General features: G+C 52.3%; 26 protein-coding genes. 11 read left to right on the top strand and 15 right to left on the bottom strand.

The features are described 5' to 3' along the window. Window positions 1-42: 42 nt before the first annotated feature. The 4 genes from CBW42_RS05635 to CBW42_RS05620 form a co-directional block, all read right to left on the bottom strand. Entirely contained in the window at window positions 43-933 is an 891-nt protein-coding gene (locus tag CBW42_RS05635; RefSeq protein ID WP_087018602.1) for a sugar phosphate isomerase/epimerase family protein, read from the bottom strand. 46 nt (window positions 934-979) lie between these two features. Then, a complete protein-coding gene (locus CBW42_RS05630) occupies window positions 980-1,996 on the bottom strand; it encodes a Gfo/Idh/MocA family protein (protein WP_087018600.1) in 1,017 nt (338 codons plus the stop codon). A 363-nt stretch (window positions 1,997-2,359) separates the two neighbouring features. Further along, window positions 2,360-3,385 carry a LacI family DNA-binding transcriptional regulator gene (locus CBW42_RS05625; RefSeq protein WP_087018598.1) on the bottom strand — a complete coding sequence of 342 codons (1,026 nt, stop codon included), beginning with the start codon at window positions 3,383-3,385 and terminating at the stop codon, window positions 2,360-2,362. A gap of 163 nt (window positions 3,386-3,548) precedes the next feature. Continuing rightward, on the bottom strand, window positions 3,549-5,285 hold the full coding sequence (locus CBW42_RS05620) for a solute:sodium symporter family transporter (protein WP_087018596.1): 1,737 nt from the start codon (window positions 5,283-5,285) through the stop codon (window positions 3,549-3,551). Window positions 5,286-5,812: 527 nt separating this feature from the next. Between CBW42_RS05620 and CBW42_RS05615 the strand changes: the two genes are divergently transcribed. Next, complete coding sequence (locus tag CBW42_RS05615; protein WP_242969804.1) at window positions 5,813-6,547, top strand: polysaccharide deacetylase family protein; 735 nt, start codon at window positions 5,813-5,815, stop codon at window positions 6,545-6,547. Window positions 6,548-6,588: 41 nt separating this feature from the next. Here CBW42_RS05615 and CBW42_RS05610 read toward each other — a convergent pair whose 3' ends face one another. Beyond that, on the bottom strand, window positions 6,589-7,035 hold the full coding sequence (locus CBW42_RS05610; protein WP_165761075.1) for a MarR family winged helix-turn-helix transcriptional regulator: 447 nt from the start codon (window positions 7,033-7,035) through the stop codon (window positions 6,589-6,591). A gap of 294 nt (window positions 7,036-7,329) precedes the next feature. Here CBW42_RS05610 and CBW42_RS05605 point away from each other — a divergent pair, with 294 nt between their 5' ends. Both CBW42_RS05605 and CBW42_RS05600 read left to right on the top strand, forming a co-directional pair. Next, entirely contained in the window at window positions 7,330-7,872 is a 543-nt protein-coding gene (locus CBW42_RS05605) for a hydrolase (protein ID WP_087018590.1), read from the top strand. A gap of 229 nt (window positions 7,873-8,101) precedes the next feature. Next, window positions 8,102-8,305, top strand: coding sequence for a helix-turn-helix transcriptional regulator (locus CBW42_RS05600; protein ID WP_087018589.1), 204 nt, complete (start codon window positions 8,102-8,104; stop codon window positions 8,303-8,305). Window positions 8,306-8,837: 532 nt separating this feature from the next. Here CBW42_RS05600 and CBW42_RS05595 read toward each other — a convergent pair. Beyond that, window positions 8,838-9,536 (bottom strand): Crp/Fnr family transcriptional regulator, encoded by a 699-nt coding sequence (locus tag CBW42_RS05595; protein WP_087018588.1) that lies wholly within the window; start codon window positions 9,534-9,536, stop codon window positions 8,838-8,840. 206 nt (window positions 9,537-9,742) lie between these two features. Here CBW42_RS05595 and CBW42_RS05590 point away from each other — a divergent pair, with 206 nt between their 5' ends. From CBW42_RS05590 to tagD, 5 genes are all read left to right on the top strand, one after another. Further along, on the top strand, window positions 9,743-10,546 hold the full coding sequence (locus tag CBW42_RS05590; RefSeq protein ID WP_087018586.1) for an amidohydrolase family protein: 804 nt from the start codon (window positions 9,743-9,745) through the stop codon (window positions 10,544-10,546). 118 nt (window positions 10,547-10,664) lie between these two features. Next, window positions 10,665-10,937 carry a hypothetical protein gene (locus CBW42_RS05585; protein WP_087018584.1) on the top strand — a complete coding sequence of 91 codons (273 nt, stop codon included), beginning with the start codon at window positions 10,665-10,667 and terminating at the stop codon, window positions 10,935-10,937. Window positions 10,938-10,949: 12 nt separating this feature from the next. After that, complete coding sequence (locus CBW42_RS05580) at window positions 10,950-11,240, top strand: phage holin (protein ID WP_087018582.1); 291 nt, start codon at window positions 10,950-10,952, stop codon at window positions 11,238-11,240. Beyond that, window positions 11,237-12,007: a cysteine peptidase family C39 domain-containing protein gene (locus tag CBW42_RS05575; protein WP_087018580.1), complete on the top strand. Its 771-nt coding sequence runs from the start codon at window positions 11,237-11,239 to the stop codon at window positions 12,005-12,007. Before CBW42_RS05580 ends, CBW42_RS05575 begins: the two co-directional genes overlap by 4 nt. 162 nt (window positions 12,008-12,169) lie before the next feature. Next, a complete protein-coding gene (gene tagD / locus CBW42_RS05570; RefSeq protein WP_087018578.1) occupies window positions 12,170-12,568 on the top strand; it encodes a glycerol-3-phosphate cytidylyltransferase in 399 nt (132 codons plus the stop codon). A 100-nt stretch (window positions 12,569-12,668) separates the two neighbouring features. Here the strand turns inward: tagD and CBW42_RS05565 are convergent, their stop codons facing one another. The 3 genes from CBW42_RS05565 to CBW42_RS05555 form a co-directional block, all read right to left on the bottom strand. After that, window positions 12,669-13,874, bottom strand: a complete 1,206-nt coding sequence (locus CBW42_RS05565) for a cofactor-independent phosphoglycerate mutase (RefSeq protein ID WP_087018576.1) — start codon at window positions 13,872-13,874, stop codon at window positions 12,669-12,671. A 205-nt stretch (window positions 13,875-14,079) separates the two neighbouring features. Further along, a complete protein-coding gene (gene spoIVA, locus CBW42_RS05560) occupies window positions 14,080-15,558 on the bottom strand; it encodes a stage IV sporulation protein A (protein ID WP_087018574.1) in 1,479 nt (492 codons plus the stop codon). A 24-nt stretch (window positions 15,559-15,582) separates the two neighbouring features. After that, window positions 15,583-17,073 (bottom strand): DUF3794 and LysM peptidoglycan-binding domain-containing protein, encoded by a 1,491-nt coding sequence (locus tag CBW42_RS05555; RefSeq protein WP_087018573.1) that lies wholly within the window; start codon window positions 17,071-17,073, stop codon window positions 15,583-15,585. 124 nt (window positions 17,074-17,197) lie between these two features. Between CBW42_RS05555 and CBW42_RS05550 the strand changes: the two genes are divergently transcribed. Beyond that, window positions 17,198-17,896 (top strand): HAD family hydrolase, encoded by a 699-nt coding sequence (locus tag CBW42_RS05550; protein ID WP_087018571.1) that lies wholly within the window; start codon window positions 17,198-17,200, stop codon window positions 17,894-17,896. Window positions 17,897-17,947: 51 nt separating this feature from the next. On the opposite strand, the gene CBW42_RS05545 is transcribed toward CBW42_RS05550, so the two are convergent. The 6 genes from CBW42_RS05545 to CBW42_RS05530 form a co-directional block, all read right to left on the bottom strand. Further along, window positions 17,948-19,333 (bottom strand): MATE family efflux transporter, encoded by a 1,386-nt coding sequence (locus tag CBW42_RS05545; protein ID WP_087018569.1) that lies wholly within the window; start codon window positions 19,331-19,333, stop codon window positions 17,948-17,950. A 175-nt stretch (window positions 19,334-19,508) separates the two neighbouring features. After that, on the bottom strand, window positions 19,509-19,595 hold the full coding sequence (gene spoVM, locus CBW42_RS15340) for a stage V sporulation protein SpoVM (protein ID WP_108721046.1): 87 nt from the start codon (window positions 19,593-19,595) through the stop codon (window positions 19,509-19,511). Window positions 19,596-19,609: 14 nt separating this feature from the next. Beyond that, window positions 19,610-19,756 carry a hypothetical protein gene (locus tag CBW42_RS14975; protein ID WP_242969803.1) on the bottom strand — a complete coding sequence of 49 codons (147 nt, stop codon included), beginning with the start codon at window positions 19,754-19,756 and terminating at the stop codon, window positions 19,610-19,612. Window positions 19,757-19,816: 60 nt separating this feature from the next. Next, a complete protein-coding gene (locus tag CBW42_RS05540) occupies window positions 19,817-20,218 on the bottom strand; it encodes a DUF3021 family protein (protein ID WP_087018567.1) in 402 nt (133 codons plus the stop codon). 3 nt (window positions 20,219-20,221) lie between these two features. Then, window positions 20,222-20,671 carry a LytTR family DNA-binding domain-containing protein gene (locus CBW42_RS05535; RefSeq protein ID WP_087018565.1) on the bottom strand — a complete coding sequence of 150 codons (450 nt, stop codon included), beginning with the start codon at window positions 20,669-20,671 and terminating at the stop codon, window positions 20,222-20,224. A gap of 163 nt (window positions 20,672-20,834) precedes the next feature. Next, window positions 20,835-22,070 (bottom strand): 6-phosphofructokinase, encoded by a 1,236-nt coding sequence (locus CBW42_RS05530; RefSeq protein ID WP_087018563.1) that lies wholly within the window; start codon window positions 22,068-22,070, stop codon window positions 20,835-20,837. Between the two features lie 296 nt (window positions 22,071-22,366). Here CBW42_RS05530 and fba point away from each other — a divergent pair, with 296 nt between their 5' ends. Both fba and CBW42_RS05520 read left to right on the top strand, forming a co-directional pair. Next, on the top strand, window positions 22,367-23,335 hold the full coding sequence (gene fba, locus CBW42_RS05525; protein WP_087018561.1) for a class II fructose-1,6-bisphosphate aldolase: 969 nt from the start codon (window positions 22,367-22,369) through the stop codon (window positions 23,333-23,335). Window positions 23,336-23,618: 283 nt separating this feature from the next. Continuing rightward, window positions 23,619-24,686 carry a branched-chain amino acid aminotransferase gene (locus CBW42_RS05520; RefSeq protein WP_087018559.1) on the top strand — a complete coding sequence of 356 codons (1,068 nt, stop codon included), beginning with the start codon at window positions 23,619-23,621 and terminating at the stop codon, window positions 24,684-24,686. Window positions 24,687-24,716: the final 30 nt, after the last annotated feature.

The following is a 24,716-nucleotide window of genomic DNA, read 5'->3' as shown; positions in this document are numbered from 1 at the left end:
ACTGAAACAAAGCTCAGTCTGAATGGTTTTTGACCGGAAATCTTATTTGCAGTATCTCTGGATATGCTTTGCAGTCTCTTCAGCAGCAATTCTGATGCACTCGTCGGTGCTCAGTTCGTAGTAATCCGGACGGAATACTTCCATGGTGATGAAGCCGTTCTCAAAGTCATAGCCGATATCCTTCAGGGTGTCAGCGAAACGCTTGTGATCCAAGCAGCCGCGCGGATCAGACGGCCACAGGCGCTTTGCGTCGGTGTTGTAACCAGCGCCAGCCGGAACGTCCTCCGTGTCGTTCAGATGCCATACGAAGATCTTCTTGCCATCAGCCTTCTCCAGCTTGGACCAGTCGGAACGCATGCCATTGAAGTGGTACTGGTCGAGGGTAACGCCCATCAGCGGGGAGTCAACCAGCTTTACGATTTCGTAAGCGTCGTCGAAGGTGTTGATGGACATGGTCGGAGCGCCGCAGAACTCGAGGGACAGCTTCAGGCCGGTCGGCTCGCACTTCTTAATCATTTCCTTCAGGACAGCAACAGCCTCGTCGCGGATTTCCTGACGGGTAGCTTCGATGCCTCTCTCTGCCAGATCGCAGGACGGAACAACAACGACCATGTGGCAGTCGATTGCTGCACACTTCGCGATGATGTCATCCAGTTCCGCCATAACAGCGTCCTTCTCTTCCTGCGTGGACTTCATGTTGAAGAAGCACAGCGCATTGTAGGACAGCGGAACGATGTCATTTTCCTTCATGAAAGCGTTCAGCTCTTCCAGCGTGCCGCCTTCTTCGAGGTACTTATTCAGGCAGTCAAAGCGGATATCGATACCCTTGATGCCATACTTTACACAAGCCTTCAGATCAGCCATCAGGGACTGGTCAGCACAGCCGCGGTTGCCATCCCAAGTGCAGCCTTCGTTAAAACCCATCTTAAGCATGATGATATTCTCCTTATCTGATTACGATATGTATGAAACGAAACAATTACTTCTTGTAGAAGTCCGGGGTGCCGCCGGTAACGACCTTCTCAGCTACGCCGGAAGTCTGAGACTTAACCAGAGCGTCAGCAGTGATGGAAGCAACATAGCCGTCCCAAGCAGAGGAACCGCCGGTCTCACCCTTCAGTGCGTGGTCAACCCAGTCCTGAATCTCAACGTCGTAGGAATCCATGAAGCGGAGAATCCAGTTGTCTTCGATCTTGGTGGAAACGTTGTTTGCATAGCGTACGGTCGGGAAGGACGGGCACGGCAGGTTGATAACGCCGTTCTCGCAGACAACCTCACAGTTGATGTCGTAGCCGAAGCCGCAGTTTACGTTGACTTCCAGAACGGTAACGATACCGGTCTTGGTCTTCATAATCATGATCTGCGGATCCTTCAGGCCTTCATGAGCCTTGGAAGAGGTCTTCGGCATGATGCACTGAACCTCATCCCACTCGTCGTCGATCAGCCACGGCAGAACGTCGATCTCATGGATTGCGGTATCGGTAACAGCCATAGCGGTGGTGTAGCTCGGGTCAACGCCGTCTGCACGATGGGTGCACTTCAGAACCATCGGAGCACCGAACTTGCCTTCATCGATCAGTTCCTTGACCTGCTTGTAGCCACGGTCATAACGACGCATGAAGCCAACCTGTACGAGGTGCTTGCCGCTTGCCATCTCAGCGTCAACGATTTCCTTGCACTCTGCAGCGGTGTTGGTCAGCGGCTTCTCGGTGAATACCGGCTTGCCAGCGGCGATTGCCTGCAGAACCGGATCCTTGTGGAAAGCGCCCGGAGTGGTAACAACTACTGCATTAACGTCAGGATCGTTGATTGCAGCAGCGGAATCGGTGTAAACCTTAGTGCCTTCGCCAGCGATTTCAGCGCCCTTCTTAGCGCCAGCCTCGAAGACGTCGCATACAGCGACAACCTTTGCGTTCTTAATTCTGTTCTGAATGCGGTCAATGTGCTGCTGGCCGATCATACCGCAGCCGATCAGGGCAATTCTCAGTTCATCCATGTCAAAAACCTCCAAATCATAAGTGTGAAACCGTTCCAAGCAGGTTTCATTTGTTGTTGTGCACCTAGTATAACGCAATCTGTTGTGCAAATCAATGCATATTTTTGATAAAAAGACATTTTATTTGTACACAAATACCAGACAACTGCGGTTTTTTGGACTATTTTGCACGCGAAAAGAGGTAAAAATCAAAAAAATCAAGAAAAACCGAACTTTTTTTGTGATGTAAAAATATTCTTTTAAACGCGTTCACGTGAACGCGATGATAATATTTTGACGAAAATTTTACCGTGCATGGGAGCTGGAGGTGCAAAAAAATCCGCTCTGTTTTCCGATTGCGGCTGGAAAACAGGGCGGATACAGTCAGACATTGTATTTATTTTTTATGGCGATATCAGTGAAAAAGTACTTGTTTTCCGGCACTGTACCGGCAAACAGATAGTCAAAAAGGATCATAATGGGCTGATACCCCTGGGTATGGGCATCCTGGTCGATTAAGAAGTCTATACGACTGTCAATCAGATTTTTGATATTGTTGGGAATCAGATCGTAACAGATGACACGTACACTGCCGGTATAGCCCAGCCGTGCCAGACCACGGCAGACGCCGGACTGTCCGCCCGCAGCCACATAAATAGCAGAGAGATCGGGATGTTCGCGCAGTATCTGTTCCGTCAGCTGCTGTGTCAGCGCATCATCATCCTGACAGAAAGCCGGCGGCAGAATCTCGACCTGTGGGAAGCAGCGCTCCATTTCAGAACAAAAGCCGTTGATGCGAAGCGTATGCGAATGGTTGGACTGGTGTCCGGAGATGGGGAGAACCAGACCTTTGTTGCCGATGATGGCGCTCATCAGCGACGCGCAGGCGCGCCCGGCCAGCTCACTGTCCTGACCGACGAAGCACAGCCGCCGCGTCCCGTCGATATCGGCGTTAAATGTCACGACAGGAATACCACTGTCAATCAGCTCGTTGATGCGGCTGCGCATGCGGTCATCGTTCGCCGGAGTAATGGCGAGGCCGTTGATGTTTTCTGCGACCAGCTCATCAATCAGCCGGAGCTGATGTGCTGCGTCCAGGCCAATCATGGAGCGGATGAGCACCTCTGCGCCGAAATTGGAAACCTCTTTGCGTGCGTCCTCTACGCCGGACAGCAGCAGATGCATAAACGGCGTTTCCGTCGCCTGTGCGATGACGCCGATTTTAATCGGATGCTTTGCCATTGCCAGCGCCTTGCCCGCGCGATTCGGCTGGTATCCCAGCTCCTTGGCAATTGTGCGGATTCGCTCGGCAACTTCGGGATTGATGCGCCCGCGGTTGTACAGTGCGCGGTCTACTGTGCCGCGCGATACGCCTGCGAGCTCTGCAATCTGTTTGAGTGTAACAGCCATATTGAGAAACACCTCTTTTTTTGTCTGGCTTTATTATACCATAGATGCGTGCAGCATGCACATTTTTTAAAACAAACGCACACTGCACGCAAAAGGGGGAAAAGAAGGCTCCGGCAAATTGCCGGAGCCTTCCTGTGTTCGTAGATACTGCGCGAAAGTCAGATTACGATGCGATACCCCAGACGCCCAGCCAGCTGGTCGGTTCGCCGGAAGCTGCGATACCGAGAGGCGAAAGCAGGAGGTAGATTGCAATGGCAAGAATGATGCCGATAACGGCAACAACCTTGCGGTACTTCCACGGGGTCATGTCGACCGCACCAACATCCTTCAGGATGAGTGCTTCCTTGCGCGGAGCGAACTTGTTGCATGCCCACATGACGATCCAGTCAACGAAGAACAGGATTGCAATGGCATACAGATAATGAATCTCTTCCGTCGGGTTCGTCGGATAAACCGGTTTAATCAGCAGGAATGCACCGTAGAATACGACGTCGATGACTGTAATCAGCTTCGGCGCCCACTTCGGAATATTCTTGAATACGATTGCGCCGAGGATCGTCCACGCAACTGGCATGGAAATGAAGTTTGCCAGCGAGTTAAGCAGCGTGGTGATGCCGTTGCCGGTGAAGGAAACGAACGGCGCAACGCAGATCGCTACGATACCGGCGATGGTGCCGTAGATCTTGCCAACCTTTACGCACTCAATGTCAGAAGCGGACGGCTTGAAGACAGAGCGGTACAGGTCGAGGGTGAACATGGTGGAAGCGGAGTTCAGTACGGAGTTGAAAGAAGAAAGAATTGCGCCGAACATGACAGCTGCGAAGAAGCCCATGACAGGCCACGGAACGCACTTGACGACCAGCATCGGGTATGCCTGGTCCATCAGGGATACGCCCGGATTGCCCGCGATGCTCTGCATCTGCTCCTGAATGCTCGGCAGGTAGAATGCGATAATGCCCGGAAGAACGAGGTACAGCGGGCCAAGGCACTTCAGGAAGCCACAGTAAATGGCACCCTTCTGGCCTTCTGCGAGGTTCTTAGCGGCCAGCGAACGCTGAACGAACGACTGGTTGCAGCACCACCAGTAAATGTTGGAGAAGAACATACCGGTGATGATGAGCGGCCACGGAACCTGCGGCTGTGCGGAATCCCATGCGTTCACTGCATTCAGCTTGTGGAACTCGGCTTCGTTGTCCAGCAGATAGCGGATACCGTCCATCATGCCGCTGCCGCCGGTCTCCTTTGCCAGAAGCGCAAGACCGAGGAACGGGATCATGAGGCCGCCGATCAGCAGGCCAACGCCGTTGATGGTGTCCGATACCGCGACGGCTTTCAGACCGCCGAAGATCGCGTAACAGCCGCCGACGACACCGATGATGACACAGAGAACCGCAATAGCTGTAAACTTGGTGATACCGAACATGCCGGATACATCGAAGATGTTCTCAAATACGACTGCACCGGAGTACAGAATAACCGGCAGGTTCAGGATAGAGTACATGATGACAATGATTGCGGAGAACATGGTCTTCGTGCTCTTGTCATAGCAGGTCTCCATCATCGACGGGATGGTGGTCGTGCCGATCTTCAGGTAGTTCGGCAGGAAGAAAAATGCGAGTACGAGCAGAGTGAACATGGAACCAACTTCCCAGGCGATGGCGCCCATGTTGGTCTTCCAGCTCTGGCCATTCAGACCGACCAGCTGCTCTGCGGACAGGTTGGTCAGCAGCAGGGAACCTGCGATGACGAAGCCCGGCAGCGAACGGCTGGCAAGGAAGTAGCCCTCTGCGGTTTCGAGGTTATCTCCTCTGGTTTTCCAGGAGGAGATGACTGCTACCATTACTGTAAACAACAGAAATGTGGCAGCAATCCAGATGAGTTGTGTTGTGCTCCAATTCATGTGTAAAACTCTCCCTTTTGTTGTTGTATTGCATAAAACGACACAGGGGAAATTGCGAAGTTTTATGCCCGTCTAAAATTATGAAGGTACAGTTCGGATGCACGCGGCATTTCTACATGCACACATGTGCTGTCAGAGCGTTCAGGAAGCGCAGGCTGCGGGTCAGGAACCGCGGTCTGCATGCGCCGGCAGCGTGTTCAGGAGCTGTGATGCATGTAGAAAAATCAAGGTCAAATTTGTGCATAATTTACAGTGGTATGTACAATTATGTCCAGATTTAACTGTCGATTTTTGTGCGTTATGTATCCTGTAAAAGAATTTAACACAATTATGAGAGAAATGCAAGTATTTTTTGAACATTTTTTGAACAGATATTGAACCGGAAAATTGTTGCAGCTTCACAAAAAACTGGCCAGGCTGTATTTTGGAATAATGGACAAATGTCAGGCGTATGCTTCACAGAGGTGGGTAAGATGCACTATTTTACTGTTATATCAGGAAAGAAACTGGCAATTGGAGCCGCTGTAGTGGCGGGAATTTGCGTGACCGTGCACGCGATTTGGGGCGCGGCAGGCGCGGTTTTGGTATCTGCAACAAAACGCGACCTTCCGATCTACAGTGTGGAGCGTCAGGAAAAGGTATGTTCGCTGACATTTGATGCGGCCTGGGGAAACGAAGATACGGAACAGCTGATTGAAATTCTGGGGGAGCACGACATTCGGGCGACGTTTTTCGTTGTCGGCGAGTGGGTGGAGAAATATCCGGAGTCGGTGAAACAGCTGTCTGATGCCGGGCATGAGGTTATGAACCATTCGTCTACCCATCCGCATATGACACAGCTGTCACCCGATGCCATGATTCAGGAGGTGAAAAGCTGCAATGAGAAGATTGAGAAAATTACAGGGAAATGTCCGACCTTGTTCCGTCCGCCATATGGCGATTACAACGACTCAGTCGTTTCCACCATGCGCTCGATTGACATGTATACCATTCAGTGGGATGTTGATTCATTGGATTGGAAGGATCCTGCACCGTCTGAGATTGTCAGCCGCGTCGTGAAAAATGCACGAAATGGTTCGATTATCCTGTTTCACAATGCGGCGAAAAATACACCGGCGGCTTTGCCGGATGTCATTGATGGTCTGGTAGAAAAGGGCTTCTCATTTGTGCCGGTCTCTGAGCTGATTTATACGGATGGATACACGATGGATCACACTGGTAGACAGATACCCAACACGACAGACCTTGGTTCGGGGACATAAAAAATTCCCCGCCGAAAGGCGGGGAGGGAATCGTGGATGACTCAGCGGAGAACCGCTGACAGATTGTGTGTAATTTTGTCGAGCAGAAGATTCAACTGTTCTTGTTCCTCTTCGGTCAGACCGGCATTGACCTCGAAGGAAAGCTGCTCAAATGCTTTACAGATACTTTCCTGCAGCTGTTGACCATGCGGAGTCAGGCAGAGCAGATAGCTGCGCGCATCGGAGCGGTCAGGCAGGCGCCGGATGAGGTTTTTAGCGACCATGGTCTTCATCAGACTGGTAACGGAGGGATTGCTGATACCCAGATAGAGCTCAATGTTTTTCTGATTGATGCTGTGTCCGGCATGCCAGGCGAGATATTGGATGATTAACGCCTGCTGAATGGTGATGCCGTGCTGCTTTAACAGATGGTTTGCGCGCAGATAGGTCAGATGGTCGGCTGTATGCAGCTTGATAAGTGGCAGATGCGGAGCAGTATCTGTGGACATATGAGTCCCTCCTAATTTCGTTGGATAAGGGGAAATGTGATATTTTGTACCCTTAGTATAGAGGAAATAAAGAAATTTGTCAAATCTTTGACAACAAGTCAGGAACCTCATCAAACCGTTCCGCCGAAGACCGGAGGAAGATCGGAAGAAAGACAAAACGGGGGGAGCAGACGCCTGCTGTCTGGTCATGAGGCTGAACCAGAAGTGAGAAAAATTCATGGCATACGTATATTATTTTTACAGGATTGTGGTATAATATAGCTACCATACTACTTGTAAAAGGAGAATTGAATTATGAAACTGAACAGAGAAGATACCGCCGTTCTGGTTATCGATTATCAGGAAAAGCTGATGCCGGCGATGCACAATAAGGATGCCTTTATTCCGCGCACCCGTATGCTGCTTCAGGGTCTGCATGCGCTTGATATTCCGGTTGTCGTTTCCGAGCAGTACCCGAAGGGGCTCGGCTCTACCGTTCCGGAGATCAAGGAAGTACTGGGGATTGCTCCGGTTCTGCCGAAGACAACATTCAGCTGCCTGGATGACGATGCTATCCGCACCGCAATCGAGGCGACGGAGTGCAGCACCATCCTGATCTGTGGCGCAGAGGCGCATATTTGTGTGCTCCAGTCTGCAATGGATCTGGTTGCAATGGGAAAAACAGTCGTTCTGGTTGAGGACTGCCTCGGCTCCCGCTTTGCACATGACATGGAAATCGGCCTGCGCCGCGCAGAGCAGGAGGGCATTCTGCTGACGACTGCGGAGGCGGTTCTGTTTGAACTTCTGCGCAAGGCTTCCGGCCCGGAATTTAAGACCATTTCCAAGCTTGTCAAGTGATTTGACATTCTGCACAAAAATACGCAGAAAGAAAACAGAGCTTCTCAGCAATTTTTTGGATACCTTATCTGATTTGTAACATCATGCCAGCAAAACATCGCAAATTCACCTGAAATCCGTCATAAAATACATATACAAGTTGCAAAAATGGTGATATAATGACACCGTAAAAAACAAGAGATGTTTTAAAAATGATAGCTTATTATATTTCTTTTCTGAGGTGAATATTATGCGTGACTGGTTAGTTGAACTGAGAAAAAGTAAGGGCCTGACGCAGGAGGTTACTGCGCAGAAAGCTCATATTGCCCGCAGCTATTATACCCGCATCGAGCTGGGCGATTATCGCCTTCCGGTCGGTACCGCAATGCGTATTGCTGAAGCGTTGGATTTTGACTGGGTTCGTTTTTATGAAACGCCGGCGGATTCCAAGTAAGCGAGGAAAACGTGTATGTTTGCCGGAGCGGAGCAATCCGCTCCGGCTTTTTCACACCTGAATAATATTAAATAAGTATAAAATAACGGATGAGAAGTATGATATACGTATAAAGAACTAAAAAGTACGTAAAATATCGAAAAACAAAGAAAAGCACTGGAAATCGGGCGTAAATTGTGAAAAAACACAAGTAAAAAATTGGTGATACCGATTGACATTCCGATGTAATTGCGATATACTTTAACCATGCTAACAAGGGCGTTGCAGAAGGTCTTCTGCGACGCCTTTTTTATCTTTTTGTTAATCTTGAGCATGAGCGGCAGGCTGTTTTCGCAGCTCTTTTTACTGAACCGTCACATTACAGTAAAAGAGACCTTCGTATCATGAAAAGCAAACTCTATTCCTCTATACACATCTTCAATCATCTTCACATTACTCTTTTGGTGGAAACAGTTTGCAGGCTCAGCTCTGGATATAAAAACGCAGCGCAGATCGAATGATCTGCGCTTTCTTTCTGTATCGAAATATCTGTTTACTCGGCGGGTAAGCTGTCCTGCGGTTGAGATTGGCTGTAGGCAAAAGCGAAAAGCCCGTCATGGTCGAGAATGCGGACGGTTTTTTCATGGTGTGACACCAACTGCCGGCGTTCCAGGTCGGCGAGCGCGCGGTACAGCGTTGCACGGCTGATGTTCAGTCTGCGGGCGAGTCCGGCCAGCCCATCCGGCAGCTTGAGGATGTGCTGGGTATGGTTTCCGAGAAGATAGAGCGCCAACGCAACTCCCGGAGAGGCTGCGGTAAAGTGGTCGAGCTGGCGCGTCAGATTCTGTGTATAGTCCGCGCGGATATGTATGTAATTGCGCGCAAATGCGGGATCCTCTTCAAATTGCGAGAGCATGATGTTTTTATCAAGAAACGTCACGACAGTATTGGTGCGTGCGCGCAGATGCCACGGGAGGATGGTCTGGATCTGGGAAAACATCGGTTCGATTTCAAAAAAATCTCCAGCCTCCAGGGTGTAGAACAGCACGCCGTTTAAGTTACATAAATCCAGACAGCCATCCAGCAGGAAGCCCAGCGCCGAAGCATGGTGAGGAGGTGAACCGATGCGCTGTCCCTTCAGAATGCTGATGGGGGAGAGCGTCTGTACCAGCGGACGATAGCTTTGCGTATCACAGCCGGCAAACAGGGCAGAGCTCAGCAGGCGTTTTTCCTGCTTCACATTTAATGCCATAAAATGCCTCCCCCTTTGCAGTCAGTTTCTTACATGATACCAAAATTATAGACCTATTTCGGCATAACGTCAACCAGATTTTTACAATTTTGGAGATCATATGATGAAAATGTCCGACCAATTTTTTGGAAAGCCCGCGGCAGGCGCTTGACCGAAGGCATATACATGCAGTATGATGACAGAAACCGACAAACCGGAGGCTGGTTATGAAAATTATCGATGCACATATTCACTTTTGTCCGGGAATAGAGAGCTTTCGCATGCTGGCGGAGCAGGCTGGACACAGATATACCGAGGAGCATTTACAGGCAGAATTCAGCCGGTTGGGGATTGAATATGCGGTGGTTATGGGAAACCGGGCGCCTGACGAAGATATACCGGTCTGTCCGGGTTTTTTGCACTATTGTGTGGGACTGGACAGCGGTTGGGAACAGCTGGACGAACAGCGGCTTGCCGAGCTGGTAGAACAGCATTTGCGCCGTCCGGACTGCGTCGGCATCAAACTGTATCCCGGCTACAGACACCGATATGTTGGGGATCGGCGGTATGCGCCGCTGTATGAACTGGCCGCACAGTATGACAAGCCGGTCGCCATCCATACGGGTGCGACAGCAGGCGGTATGGGGCTGTTGAAATATGCCCATCCGCTGACGGTAGATGAGGCCGCAGCGCAGTTCCCGCAGACGCGGTTTGTACTGTGCCATTTTGGAAATCCGTGGCTGACGGATGCCGCTGCCGTGATGGAGAAAAACGAGAATGTATTTGCCGATCTGTCCGGCCTGTTGGAAGGGCGTGTGGATATGGATACGTTGTTTCAGGAAAATGAAGGGTACTTTTCTCTGCTGCGCACGTGGATGGGCTATGCAGGGGGATATGAAAAGCTGATGTACGGCACGGATTGGCCGCTGGTCAATCTGGAGCAGTATATTGCCTTTATCGCGCGGCTTGTTCCTGAATGCTGGCATGATAAGGTGTTTTATGAGACTGCAAAGCAGGTTTATTCATTGTAATCTTGTAATTGCAATAGATGAGAGCATATCCGTTCCGCAGGTTATTCTTCCTGTGGGGCGGATTTTTTATGCTTTCCACAGCCAGATAATTTATTAACGTGGACAACGGGAAACCGGCGTGTATTATCGAAAGGGAAAGCGCGGGAAGGCGCAGACACCGGAAAGTGATGGAACGATGACGGAACAAAATGAAAAATGTCCCTGCCATGCTGTCAAAGAGCTGGAAAAGGTGACACAGCAGCATACCGTGCAGCTTACCAAGCACGATGAACGGCTGGAGCGCGGAAATGTTGAATTTGCAGTTATTTCGACGAAATTGAACATCATCATGGCAATTTTGAGTGCGGTAGGTATCGCAGTCTGTGGCGCACTCATATCTATGATACTGTAAGGAGGCGATGAAATGAGCAATCCGGGTCATACCATTGGTTCCGATACCATTGCGCGGACCATTGTACTGGCGCTTGCGCTGTTGAACCAGATCCTTGCCATTGCAGGACACGAAACCATTGCGTTCACGGATAACGATATTTACCAGCTGGTTTCGCTGTGCTGGACAATCGGAGCTTCTCTGGTGGCATGGTGGAAAAACAACAGCTTCACCTGCATTGCCTGTGAAGCAGACGAATGGCGCAAGGCGAGGCTGGAACAGGAAAAGAAAGACGGACAATCGGACAATGAATCGAAAGGGTGAGAACCATCGGTTACGCAGTAAAATTCCAGACAGAAGAGAAATATAAATCCATCCGGTATGGACAGGGAACGATTTACTCCTCTGCCTGTGGCCCGGCGAGTCTGTGCAATGCCTTACAGGTACTCGGCATTGCGGATATCAGCATTCCGACGATGTGCAGCATTGCAGTCGCGGCGGGCGCGCGCGTTGAAGGAGGTACGCTGATGACACCGCTGCTGCGGGCAGCGGCGTCCAAATACCATTTTGCATACAGTACGACCAGCAAAAATGCCGAGCTGCTCACGCATCTGAAAGCAGGAGGCGCAGCAATCCTGCATGCGGGCACAGCATACAAGCTGTTTTCTACAAGTGGGCATTTTGTGACGGCAGCAGCGGCATCCGGACAGACGATTACTGTGCTGGACAGCTATTGGTACAGCGGAAAATATACCGCATCGTCCATCCGCCGCAATTATGTCAGTGTGGTACAAAAGGGCGTGGTCAAGACCAGCCTGACCCAGTGCGGCAAGGCAACCATTGACCGCAGTCCGAGTTATTATCTGATTTCCCGCGAGATTGTGACGGACAGGAAACCGAATGAACAGGAAGAGGAGGATCTCATGCGATATTTTAAGACACTGGATGACATACCCGACTATTACCGCGAGGCGGTAAAAAAACTCGTGGACAAGGGTGCGATTGCCGGAACCGGAACCGGACTGAATCTGAGTGAAGATTTGTGCCGTGCATTTACGATTCTGGACAAAGCAGGTCTGTTATCTGTCTGACAGAAAAAAAGACGTCCCCTTTGGCGAAAAAGCCGGAGGGGACACTTGTCTGTCTGGGGAAAAATCAGGAAAGCATTGTAACAGCCTGTGCAGTCGTGTTATAATATATGATATTATATATGCTATCATACAGCGTTCCGCTGTTGAAAGGAATCTGGAATTATGAAACGAGTGATTACCTACGGTACCTTTGATCTGCTCCACTATGGACATATCAACCTGCTGCGCCGCGCGAAGGCGCTGGGTGATTATCTGATTGTTGCGGTATCGACGGATGAATTTAACTGGAACGAAAAACAGAAAAAGTGCTATTTCTCCTATGAGGAGCGCAAACAGCTGGTGGAAGCGATCCGTTATGTCGATCTGGTTATTCCGGAGGAAAGCTGGGATCAGAAGAAATTCGACGTACATGAATATCATGTCGACACGTTCGTCATCGGCGATGACTGGGAGGGCAAGTTTGATTTCCTGAAAGACGAGGGCTGTGAGGTCGTCTATCTGCCGCGCACGCCGGAGATTTCCACGACCAAGATCAAGAGTGAATTAAATGTAAAGAAGTGAGAAAAAGCAGCCGCGAGGCTGCTTTTTTCTGCATTTATATTTCTATCAATCGGTCGCTGGGGTGACAGCTCCCTTCTCTGAAGGAGTTTTTATTCCCGGTTTACTCCGCCAGCAGTCGGTCAATCAGCTCATAGCCGTGCTCAATCAGCTTGCCGGTTGCCTTTGCCTGTGCTTCGTTGTACAGCGTGCAGTCGCCTGCGACCGGTTTGGTGCTGTCGTACAGCAGGTATGGAATGGAATCGCTGGTATGTGTGCGGCAGCGGATCGGGGTCGGATGATCCGGCATGACGAGCAGGCGGAAATCCTCTCCGGCTTTGTTCATCTCGTCAATGACGACGCGGATCACACGGCTGTCAAGGTTTTCAATCGACTGTACCTTGTGGTCAACATTGCCCTGATGACCCATTTCATCCGGTGCTTCGACATGGATATAGGCGAAATCCTTGCCGTTGAGCAGGGCGTTTACCGCTGCCATCGCCTTGCCCTCATAGTTGGTGTTCAGCGAACCGGTTGAGCCTTCCACTTCGATGACATCCATGCCTGCGCCGACCGCAATGCCCTTGAGCAGATCGACAGCGGAGATCATGACGCCGGATTTGCCGGTTTTTTCCTCAAATGAGGACAGCGCGGGGCGCGTGCCGGCGCCCCAGAACCACAGACAGTTCGCCTTGTTCAGACCCTTTTTTGCGCGTTCGATGTTGATGGGATGATTGTTCAGAATGTCATAGCTGCGAATCATCATGTCGCGCAGCACCGGGTCGGACGGCAGATACGGCGCGATGACTTCACCCAGATGGTCATGCGGCTGTGCCAGCTCGATGACCTCACCGTGATCCCAGATCAACAGATGGCGGTAGCTCGTGCCGACATAAAACCGATAGGTATCATTCTCAAATTCAGCCTTTACTGCATCGATCAGGACGGCGGCATCTTCTGTGGAGATTTCTCCGGAGCTGTGGTCGAGAATCGTGCGCTGTTCAAACGGGACGCCTTCTTCCTCAGACAGTGTGACAATGTTAGTGCGCAGAGCGATGTCAGTCGGCTTCATGTCGACACCGATGCTCAGCGCCTCCAGCGGGGAGCGTCCGGAATAATATTTGCGCGGATTGTATCCCATGACCGCGAGATTTGCTGTATCACTGCCCGGCTTCATGCCGTCCGGGATGGTATGTACGAGTGCAATTTCCGACTGCGGTGCGAGGGCATCCAGCGTCGGGGTAGAAGCATATTCCAGCGGCGTCTTGCCGCCCAACATGTCGATCGGCTCGTCGGCCATGCCGTCGCCGAGTACAATAATATATTTCATCGGGTTTCTCCTTCACAACAAGTTCTTACCATATTATGATACAAAACAGCGCCTTTGTCCAGCAAAAATGCACGATTTTGCAACTTTTTTGGATTTGTGCGCCGGTGGGGGATGAACAGATGGATTGTCCGTGTACCGCGCACAAATGAACGCGAAAAAGAAAAACGGACAGCGCACCAGGCAAACGCTGTCCGAAAAAGAGAAGTCACAGGATAATACAGATCAGGCCGCCGGAGCCTTCGTTGATGATGCGCTCCAGCGTTTCCTGGAGCTTGCTGCGTGCATCATCCGGCATGCGCGTGAGCTTGGTATTCATGCCTTCGCTGACCAGTTCGTTGAGCGATTTGCCAAAAATATTGGTCTGCCAGATGCGCGCCGGATCACCGTTAAATTCAGACATCAGGTATTGCACAAGGTCTTCCGACTGTTTTTCCGTGCCGACAATCGGGGAGACTTCTGTTTGAATATCCGCGCGGATCATGTGAATCGATGGAGCAGAGGCGGTCAGCCGGACGCCATACCGGCCGCCCTGCTTGACAATCTCCGGCTCATCCAGCTTGAGCTCATCGATGGTCGGCATGACAATACCGTAGCCGGTCTGGCGCACCTGTGCCAGCGCACCGTCAAAGCGTTCATATTCCTTCTGAATTTTTGCGAGTTTTGTCAACAGTGGGATGAGATCTGCTTCGCCCCGAATGGTCAGCCCGGACTGCTCTCCGGCAATCTGGTAAAAGACAGATTGTGGAATGCGCATTACCAGCTGCACGGAACCCGTGCCGAGGTCCATCGACTGCACCTGTGCATCGGAGACATATTCCGTCTGCGCCAGTGCCGCCGCGCACGCCTTCATATCGCGCATGCGTCCGATGTGCGCCGCCTGACTGCGGATGCCGCTGTACACTGCCTCCTTGACGCGGTGCCCGGCGGGCAGCGTTCCCACCCAAGGAGGCAGCACAATGCCGACCTCGCGGACGGGGAATTCATACAATACGGACTTGAGGACATTTGCCATGCGGTCGGCGTCCATATTCAGGCAGTCAACCGCGAGTGCCGTCACATCGTAGGTATCCGCGATCTGGCGGCAGATTTCCTGTGCTGCCGGACCCTGCGGCTGGACAGAGTTGACCAGTACCAGAAATGGCTTGTGCAGGCCGAGCAGCTCGCGGATAACACGGTCTTCCGCCTCGAGATAGTTTTCGCGCGGGATGTCCGTCACTGTGCCGTCGGTCGTCACGACGAGACCGATGGTGGAATGGTCGGCAATGACCTTGCGCGTGCCCAGCTCGGCAGCTTCCGCCATCGGCATCGGCTGGTCGCTCCATGGTGTGGAGACCATGCGCGGTGCATCCTCTTCGGTGTGTCCCAGTGCGCCGTCCACCAGATAGCCAACACAGTCCACCAGACGCACCTTGCAGGTACCGTCACCGTCCAGTGCAATTTCCGCCGCTTCTTCCGGTACAAATTTTGGCTCTGCTGTCATAATGGTGCGCCCGGAACCGGACTGCGGCAGCTCATCCTTTGCGCGTTCGCGGCGGTATACATTTTCAATGCCGGGCAGGACGAGCGTTTCCATAAACCGCTTGATGAGAGTGGATTTTCCCGTCCGCACAGGCCCGACAACACCGATATAGATGGTGCCGCCGGTACGGCGGCTGATGTCTTCATATAGCTTTTGATGTTCCATATGCACCTCCATATGCCTGCGGCGTCACCGCACAGGGATAAGCAGCATTTGTGCGCGTGCGCTCAGGCGGTCGGTATCCAGCTGGTTGGCCTGCCGGATGGCGTCTACGGTTGTGCGGTAATGCTTGGCGATATCCCACAGCCGTTCTTCTGTATCCACATACCGCAGGATCACCGAGACAGGGGAAGCGGCGGGCTGTGCAGTTTCATCGATGGACAGTGCGGACAGGTCGTTCCATTGCAGCGGCTCATCACACAGCAGACTGCACCGTCCGCTGAGCGACAGCACAACCGAATCCTCTCCGCTGATCGTGGCAGAGGCACGGCACTGCATGCCATTCAGACGCACTGACTGGGTGCCGTCCGGCAGGCTGAGCGGCATGTGGATGGCACGGTGCACGGAATAATATTCACCGTCATCCGAACGATAGACAATACACGCCATCATGCGCAGCATCGTGCGCGATGCATCGTGAAGCAGCGTGTCGAGTGTTGCGGTGACATCGGCAATCTGTGCGATTTTCATGCCGACCGGCACGGTTTCCGTCGCTTCACACCCCAGCTCTGCGAGCGGATGGCAGGCAGGCAGCGTGATGGGACGGGTTTCTACATGTACAGGGTGCTCGAGATGATAGACATCGGCGATCACATGAAGCGTATGCGTTTCAAATGCGGTCAGCAGCACGCAGACGCCAAGTCCGACGCCGACCAGACCGTCATCGCGCAGCTCCGCATCCAGATGCCGCACCGAAAAGCTCACGCTGATCTGCTGATTGTCCGTCATGCCGTCCGCTTCAAAAATCTGTGTAAACGGAACGACGCAGTCGATGTTTTCCAGCGTGTCATCTGTCGTCATCGCCAGCATGTGCAGCGCGACATCACCCTTTAATACGGCTTTTCCGTTCATCAGGCGGCAGTCGGACAGGCGCATTTCTGCGCGCGGGGCAAACATTTCGCGGAAACGCTCGTGATCCGGCAGGTTGACATCTTCCATTAGTGTGAATTCGCGGCGCAGGACACTGGACGGTACAGTGACCGTATGCGTTGTGGTCAGCAGTTCCAGACCGTTGTCCGTTTCGGCAAAGCCATCGGTGAGCTGTGCGGTGTCGGGGGCGAACACCCGGCAGCAGATGGACAGGGTGGCGGTTGCCGACAGCTTGCGTGAATTCATGACATGTGCATCTGCGGCGACAACACGGCAGGTTACAAACAGGCGGCTGTCCTCATTGATCCCCGCGGCTTCTTCAATATGTGCAAAGCTGATTGGAATATCCAGCCGGCGCAGCGCACCGCCGCCCTCCGGCACATATAATACAGTCATACGCACGGCGCCGGAGATGAGGACGCGCCCGGATTGCGGAGCATCGTCCTTGAGCTGCGGGCTGCCATACACAGCAGCAATGCGTGCAATATCCGGGAACGTGTCCGGAACGATGGCATCGGTGGTTTCTTCGTAATTATTCCAGGCGTCCAGAATCAGGCGGCTCAGGGCGACACTGCTTTTGGTTAAATCCATAGAACGTCCTCCTTATCGGTGTTTGTATAGTTCTATGGCACAGAGCGGACAGTTATGCCGGAAAAATGGGATTGCCCGCGGGAAAACGGTGTGGTACAATGTAACACGAAAGGGTGTGTAAACCATGGTTGACTTCGCGGTCATTTTTGATTTTAACGGCACGATGCTGTTTGATACACAGATACAGTTCCGCGCATGGAATGACCTCGCGGAGGAAACATTGGGGCACGGGCTGTCAGAGGAGGAATTCCTGCACTGTACCAACGGTCGCCCAAGCAGGGAAACGGTGGAATACTTCTGGGGCGACGTAGGCGAAGCGCAGATGGGGGAATTGGTTGCGCGCAAACGCGAAAAATACAAACAGCTGTGTCTGGCGCATCCGGAGATATTCCATCTTGCGGACGGCATCACCCAAGTGCTTGACCTGTTGAAGAAAAACGGCATTCTGTTTACCATTGCGACGTCGTCCAACCCGCGCAGCATGGATTTTTATTTTGAACACCTGGGCCTTGCGACATGGTTTAACCGGGAAACTGTCGTTTGCAGCGACCGCAGGTTTCCGGGCAAACCCGCGCCGGATATTTACCGCATCGCGGCGCAGGAGCTGGGCTTTCCACCGGAACAGTGTGTTGTTGTGGAGGATGCGCTGGCCGGTGCCTATGCAGCGCACGGCGCAGGGATTGGTTATATTGTCGTAATTGATCCGGACAGCAGCGGTGACATCTGGATCGGAGATCAGGTGGATTGCGTCATCAGTGAATATCATGACCTGTATGAACAGCTGTGCAATATCATACATGCCTTTCACAGCGAGGCAGAATAGAACCGGAAAAATGAACAGGGCTGACAGTTCAAAAGTTGTCAGCCCTGTTTTTTACTCTGTGATACCGGCGATTTTATTGCGATAAATGCGGCGCATGAACACGCACGAGATGATGGCGGAAATTCCCTCCGCGATGACGAAGGTAAACCAGACCAGCGAGGTCAGGTCGGGATTTGAGATGGCGATATGGGTAAAAATCCAGGCAACCGGAAGCACAAACAACAGCTGGCGGCAGACCGAGACAATCAGCGATTCCCCGCCGCTCTGGAGCGACTGGAAGATGCCCTGGAACGCAATGTTTGCTCCTGCGAACAGGAAGCTGAGCGAGACAATGTGCATGGCGCTGATGCACAGCGCTTCGGTTTCACCCGAGAGCCCGAATATGTGGGAAAGCGGGCTGGCAAACAGCTCAAGGAAAATCAGGCCGACAAGCATGATGATGAGCGTATACAGCATGCCGTACTTGATGCCGGCGTTGATGCGTTTTTTGCTGTGCATGCCATAGTTGAACGAAACAATCGGCGTGATGGCATCGCGCAGGCCGAATGCAGCGAACAGGATGAACTGCTGGATTTTGTAGTACAGGCCATAGGCGGTGACAACATTTTCATTGATCGTGCCAAAGATGATGTTCAGGCCGTAGGTCATGATCGACATCAGTGCCTGTGCGATGATCGCCGGCAGGCCGATGGAATAAATCCGGCCGATGATGTGCTTATCCGGCTTCATATAGCGCAGTCCGTTGGAAATCTCCTTGTTGACTGCGATGTGTGAAATCAGCGCGACGAGGAACGAAACAATCTGGCCGACAACGGTGGCAAATGCCGCACCGCGCACACCCATTTCCGGGCAGCCGAGCAGGCCATAGATCATAATCGGGTCGAGCACAATGTTGGTGATGGCACCTGCAATCTGTGCTGCAGTGGAATAAGTCGTCTTGCCGGTCGCCTGCAACAGTTTTTCAAAGCAGTTGAAAAACAGGATGCCAAAAGAAATACAGCAACAGATGCGCAGGTAATCGACAGTCATATCGATGATGACCGGGTTTGTGGTTTGGGACTGCACGTAAATGCGCACGCCAAATAATCCGAACAGCAGGAAGATCACGTACATGACTGCGGAGAGAAAGATGGCATTGCCGGAAACGCGGTTGACTTTTTCCTCATTGCCCTCGCCGAGCGAACGCGACAGCAGCGCATTTGCACCGACACCGGTACCGACACCGACTGCGACCATCAGCACCTGTACCGGGAAGGCAAGAGTCAGCGCGGTCAGCGCGGTTTCGCCACCTGCTGCCATATTGGAAACAAACGCGCTGTCGACAATGTTGTACAATGCCTGGAGCATCATGGAAAGGATGATGGGCAGACCCATCGTGAGCATCAGACGGTTGATTTTCGCCGTGCCCATCTTGTTCATAGTCTGATCCTGTTGCATATAAAACCTCACTGAAAAACGAAAGATTCAGAACAGCAAAAAAGAGCGTAAATCCAGCATGCCTGGATTTACGCTCTTCGCTACTCGGTGAGCCTATTGTAGCAAACAGAGCGGAGAAAAGTCAAGACAAAAAACTGCCATATGTGGCGTCGAAAATTGTGAAAATTGCTGCCTATCACGCGGTTGGAGCCTTTTTGATGCCGAAGATACCGCGGAGGATACCGGCGAGCAGCCTGGGACTTCGGATAACGACGATTTTCATAAAGCGGACTCCTTTCAGCGCAGATGGATGACAACGCCGACCGCGATCAGCAGGATCGACGCAACCGGAACGAGAATACAGGGCGGGAGCAGCGTGGCGAGCAGCAAGCCGAGCCCGAACGCCGCCGCCGTCAGCCCGAAGGTTTTCCAGCAGCAAGCCATTGCCTCACCCCTGCATGCAGTATAGGCAGGGAGAGGCAGCGTGGTGTCTGTCCGCAAAAATTATTTTTTCAGATGGCTGTTGAGTACACGCACGATACAGCGGCGCATAACAAACAGGAACAGATGGATCAGTGCGTAAAGCACGATGATGGCGGGCACCATGCGCGTGAGCAGCAGCAGTATGGAACCGTCACCGTAATCCAGAATCCAGCCGGCAATCAGCGCGACTGCCAGCGTGACCGGCGCATGAATCAGCGTCGCAGTCAGGTCGGTGAAATGTTCGCTCTCATATACCATTGAGACCAGGCCGAGGACAGCGGAAGCGATCAGCCAGACAGTCAGCTCGCGGAGCACATCAGTCATGCCGTGAACGGCCAGAAGGGAGAGCGTACAGACGACAGCACCGATGGCAATGCCGACTGCGGTATACATCAGGACATTGAAGAGATTGTTTGATTTCATAGGTCACAGCTCCTTTATTACATAATCGCGGAAAGCCTTAAAATACTTGCGGGAAATGGTAAGACGGATGTTATGGTCTTTCAGCACGGCTGTGTAGTTGCCGGAAAATTCCGGCTCAACCGACAGCACGCGGTGCGCATTGACGATCACGCTTTTGTTGATTTGGATAAATCCGCTGCCGCGCAGCATGTCTGCCAGCTCATATAGCTTGTACTGTGTTTCCAGCATGTCGCGTGCAGTGTGGGCGAAAATTTTTCCGCCCGATGCTTCAAAATACAGGATATCGTCAACGGGGCACAGATACGCTTTGCCTTCGCGGTACAGGAACAGGCGGGAGATGGCGCGCACGGCATTCAGTGCGGCGATGATCTGCGAGACCTGCGGATCGTTCAGATCGCCGCGGATGATGACCTCCAGTTCGGTGGTTTCCTGCGGTTCAAGTGTCAGCTTCATGAGAGATCCCCTCCTTCTGAAAACAGTATAGCAGACGGGCGCGGCGCTGTCGCGTGGTTTCGGATAAGCGGTTTACTGCATGCGGTGACCGGTTGAAAAAGGAGCATGAAAAACCGGCGGATGTCGGATGACATCCGCCGGTATACAAAAAGGAATATCCTGATTACTCAGCGACAATCTTAGCCAGCTTTGCGAAACGCGGCAGGCCGTTTTCCTTCGGCATCTTGGTCTCGCCCTGAATCAGCGGCAGAGCGTAGTCGATGAACGCCTGAGATACGTTGTTGCCACGCTCGTTGATCCACTCAACCGGAACCTTCTTCTCGTAGTTTGCTACGTCGGAGAGGTTCAGCAGCTTGGTGGTGCAGGAGTAGCCGCCCTCACGGGAGCACTCGAATGCAACCATCTTGTCGGTCTCGCCTGCAACAGCGGAGTTAACCGCGGTCTGGCCAGCGAGGAAGGATTCGTCGATGTCGGTCTGGGAAGCGCAGTGAGCAGCGCAGCGCTGAAGCAGGGACAGCTCGATGCCGCGAACCTTGACGCCCAGCTTTTCCTTGACAACATCCGCCAGCATAGCAGCAAGGCCGCCCAGCTGCGCATGGCCGAAGCCGTCGGTAGCGGAGGTCTTTGCTTCGGATACGAAGGAGCCGTCAGCGTAATGAATACCCTCGGAAACGGCAACGATTACGTTGTGGTTCTTCTCCCACAGAGCGGAAACGTCTTCCAGGAACTCGTCCATGTTGAAGTCAACCTCCGGCAGGTAAACCAGATCAGCAGCGTAACCGGTTACAGCAGCCAGGGAAGCAGCGCCGGCGAGCCAGCCAGCATGACGGCCCATGATCTCGATGATGGAAACCTGGCCCTTGTCATATACGTGGGAATCCTGGTAAACTTCGGTGATGGAAGTTGCGATGTACTTCGCAGCGGAAGCGAAGCCCGGGCAATGGTCGGTGCCGAACAGGTCGTTGTCGATGGTCTTCGGGATGCCCATGACGCGGCAGTCATAGCCGACCTTCTTCATATACTTGGAAATCTTGTTGCAGGTATCCATGGAGTCGTTGCCGCCGTTGTAGAAGAAGTAACGGACGTCGTACTTCTTGAAGATTTCCAGGATGCGCTTGTAATCGGTGTCATCGACATCCGGATCAGCGATCTTGTAACGGCAGGAGCCCAGTGCGGAAGACGGGGTGTACTTCAGAAGCTCCAGCTCAGCCGGATCTTCCTTATCCATAACATACAGCTTATCGTTCAGAACGCCGACGATACCGTTTGCAGCGCCATAAACGGTGGTGATGGAATCAGAATCCAGACCAGCCTTGATTGCGCCATATGCGCTGGCATTGATGACAGAAGTAGGACCACCGGACTGACCGATGATCATTGCGCCCTTCAGCTCACTCATAATCAAAAAACCTCCTAATAATGTGACGAAAGATGTGCGGCGGAAACAGAAAATAGTTACCAAAAACGTTTCATTATGCCGCACTTTCCGATGTTAAATTGAATATACCATATTTTTGACAGAAAATCAATTCTTTTTCCAAATGCACAAATTGTGGACGGAAGCTGGATAAAATTTGCGGAAATTACATAATCGACTTGATTTTATACCGAAAGACTGGTAAAATAATCACATACGGGACCCGCATGCCTGTAAACAGGATGTGTGCGGATTAAATTCTGAAAGGAAGATGAATAATGCCACTCGTAACTACTACTGAAATGTTCAAGAAGGCTTATGACGGCGGCTACGCTGTCGGCGCTTTCAATGTAAACAACATGGAAATCGTCCAGGGCATCACTGAGGCTGCTGGCGAGCTGAATGCTCCGGTTATTCTGCAGGTTTCCAAGGGCGCTCGCGCTTACGCTAACCACACCTATCTGGTAAAGATGGTTGAGGCTGCTGTTATCGAGAACCCGAATATCCCGATCGCTCTGCATCTGGACCACGGCGATTCCTTCGAGGTTTGTAAGTCCTGCATCGACGGCGGCTTTACCTCCGTTATGATCGACGCTTCCTCCAAGCCGTTCGAGGAGAACATTGCTCTGACCAAGAAGGTCGTAGAGTACGCACATGACCACGGCGTTGTTGTCGAGGCTGAACTGGGCACCCTGGCTGGCGTTGAGGATGAGGTCGTTGTTGAAGCTGGTCAGGAAAGCTACACCCATCCGGAAGAGGTTGAGGAATTCGTTTCCCGCACCGGCTGTGACTCCCTGGCGATCGCAATCGGCACCTCCCACGGCGCTTACAAGTTCACTCCGGCTCAGTGCACCCGCAATGAGGACGGCGTTCTCGTTCCGCCTCCGCTGCGCTTCGACGTTCTGGAAGAGTGCATCAAGCGTCTGCCGGGCTTCCCGATCGTTCTGCACGGTTCTTCTTCCGTTCCGCAGGAGTTCGTAAAGCTGGTCAACACCTACGGCGGCGCTATGCCGGATGCAATCGGCATTCCGGAAGAGCAGCTGCGTGAAGCTGCTAAGCTGGCAGTCTGCAAGATCAACATCGACTCTGATATCCGTCTGGCTATCACCGCTTCGATCCGCAAGCACTTCGCAGAGCATCCGGATCACTTCGATCCGCGCCAGTACCTGAAGCCGGCTCGCCAGGCTGTTAAGGACATGGTTGCTCATAAGATCGTCAACGTTCTGGGCTGCGACGGCAAGGCTTAATCGATCTTTCCTTTTTGAAACCAACAGGAACCGCATCCGTTCGGATGCGGTTCTTTTTTATGCCGGTGCTCCAAAAAACGAATCATTCAGCCCATGCAGAAGAAAAAATGCATAGAATCATGCGAAAATGCAGGATGGCAACAGCAAATCAGTCAAAAAATTGCGTTCCCGGCAAAAAAATCCCGCAAGGCTCTTGCAATGTGCAGGCAAGTTATATAAAATACTCTTATACATATTATTTTAATGAAATTCGCTGTATGGCGGGAAAAGAGTGAAATATAACATGCTTAACATTAAGATTACTCCGGCAACAGAAAAGAAGGCTAAACCGGATTCCAAACATCTGGGCTTCGGCGTTTTCTACACCGATAATATGCTGGTTATCGACCACACGGAGGGCATCGGCTGGCATGACGCGCGCATTGTGCCGTATCAGCCGCTTTCCATTGATCCGGCTGCCATGGTTCTCCATTACGCAATGGAGTCGTTCGAGGGTCTGAAGGCGTACCGCAAGCCGGATGGCAGCGTCCAGCTGTTCCGCCCGGACTGCAACGCAGAACGCATGATTAACACCAACAAGCGTATGTGCCTGCCGACCCTGCCGGTCGAGGACTTCGTCCAGGCAGTCAAGACGCTGGTCAAGGTCGAGGAGGATTGGGTTCCGTCCGAGCCGGGTACCTCGCTGTATATCCGTCCGTTTGTCATCGCAACGGAGCCGCATCTGGGTGTCCGCACCTCCAAGACGCATCAGTTCATTATCATCTGCTCCCCGGTTGGTGCATATTATTCTACCGGCATCAATCCGGTTAAGATCTTCGTCGAGGACGAATACACCCGTGCATGCCCGGGCGGCACTGGCTTTACCAAGTGCGGCGGCAACTATGCGGCATCCCTGATCTCTCAGGTCAAGGCACATGACCTCGGCTATGAGCAGACTCTGTGGCTGGACGGCGTAGAGCATAAGTATGTCGAGGAAGTTGGCTCCATGAACTGCTTCTTCAAGATCGACGGCACGATTTACACCGCTCCGTGTGTCGGCACCGTTCTGCCGGGCGTCACCCGCCGTTCCTGCATCGACCTGCTCAAGCATTGGGGCTACACCGTTTCCGAAGAGCGTCTGCCGATTGCAGACGTCATGAAGGCTTCCGAAGAAGGCAAGCTGGAAGAAGTATTCGGCACCGGTACGGCTGCGGTCATCTCCCCGGTTGGCGAGCTGCGCTTTGAGGATCAGGTCGCTTACATCAACAACGGTGAGATCGGCCCGGTAACGCACAAGCTGTACGATACATTGACCGGTATTCAGTGGGGCACTCTGAAGGATGAGATGGGCTGGACTGTTCCGGTTGAATAAACTGATTCATCTGTAAAATAGAGGATGAGA

This window comes from Butyricicoccus porcorum, from assembly GCF_002157465.1.
Classification (GTDB): domain Bacteria; phylum Bacillota; class Clostridia; order Oscillospirales; family Butyricicoccaceae; genus Butyricicoccus_A; species Butyricicoccus_A porcorum.
Note: the sequence above shows the minus strand (reverse complement) of the source record. Positions and strands in the feature narration are given on the sequence as shown.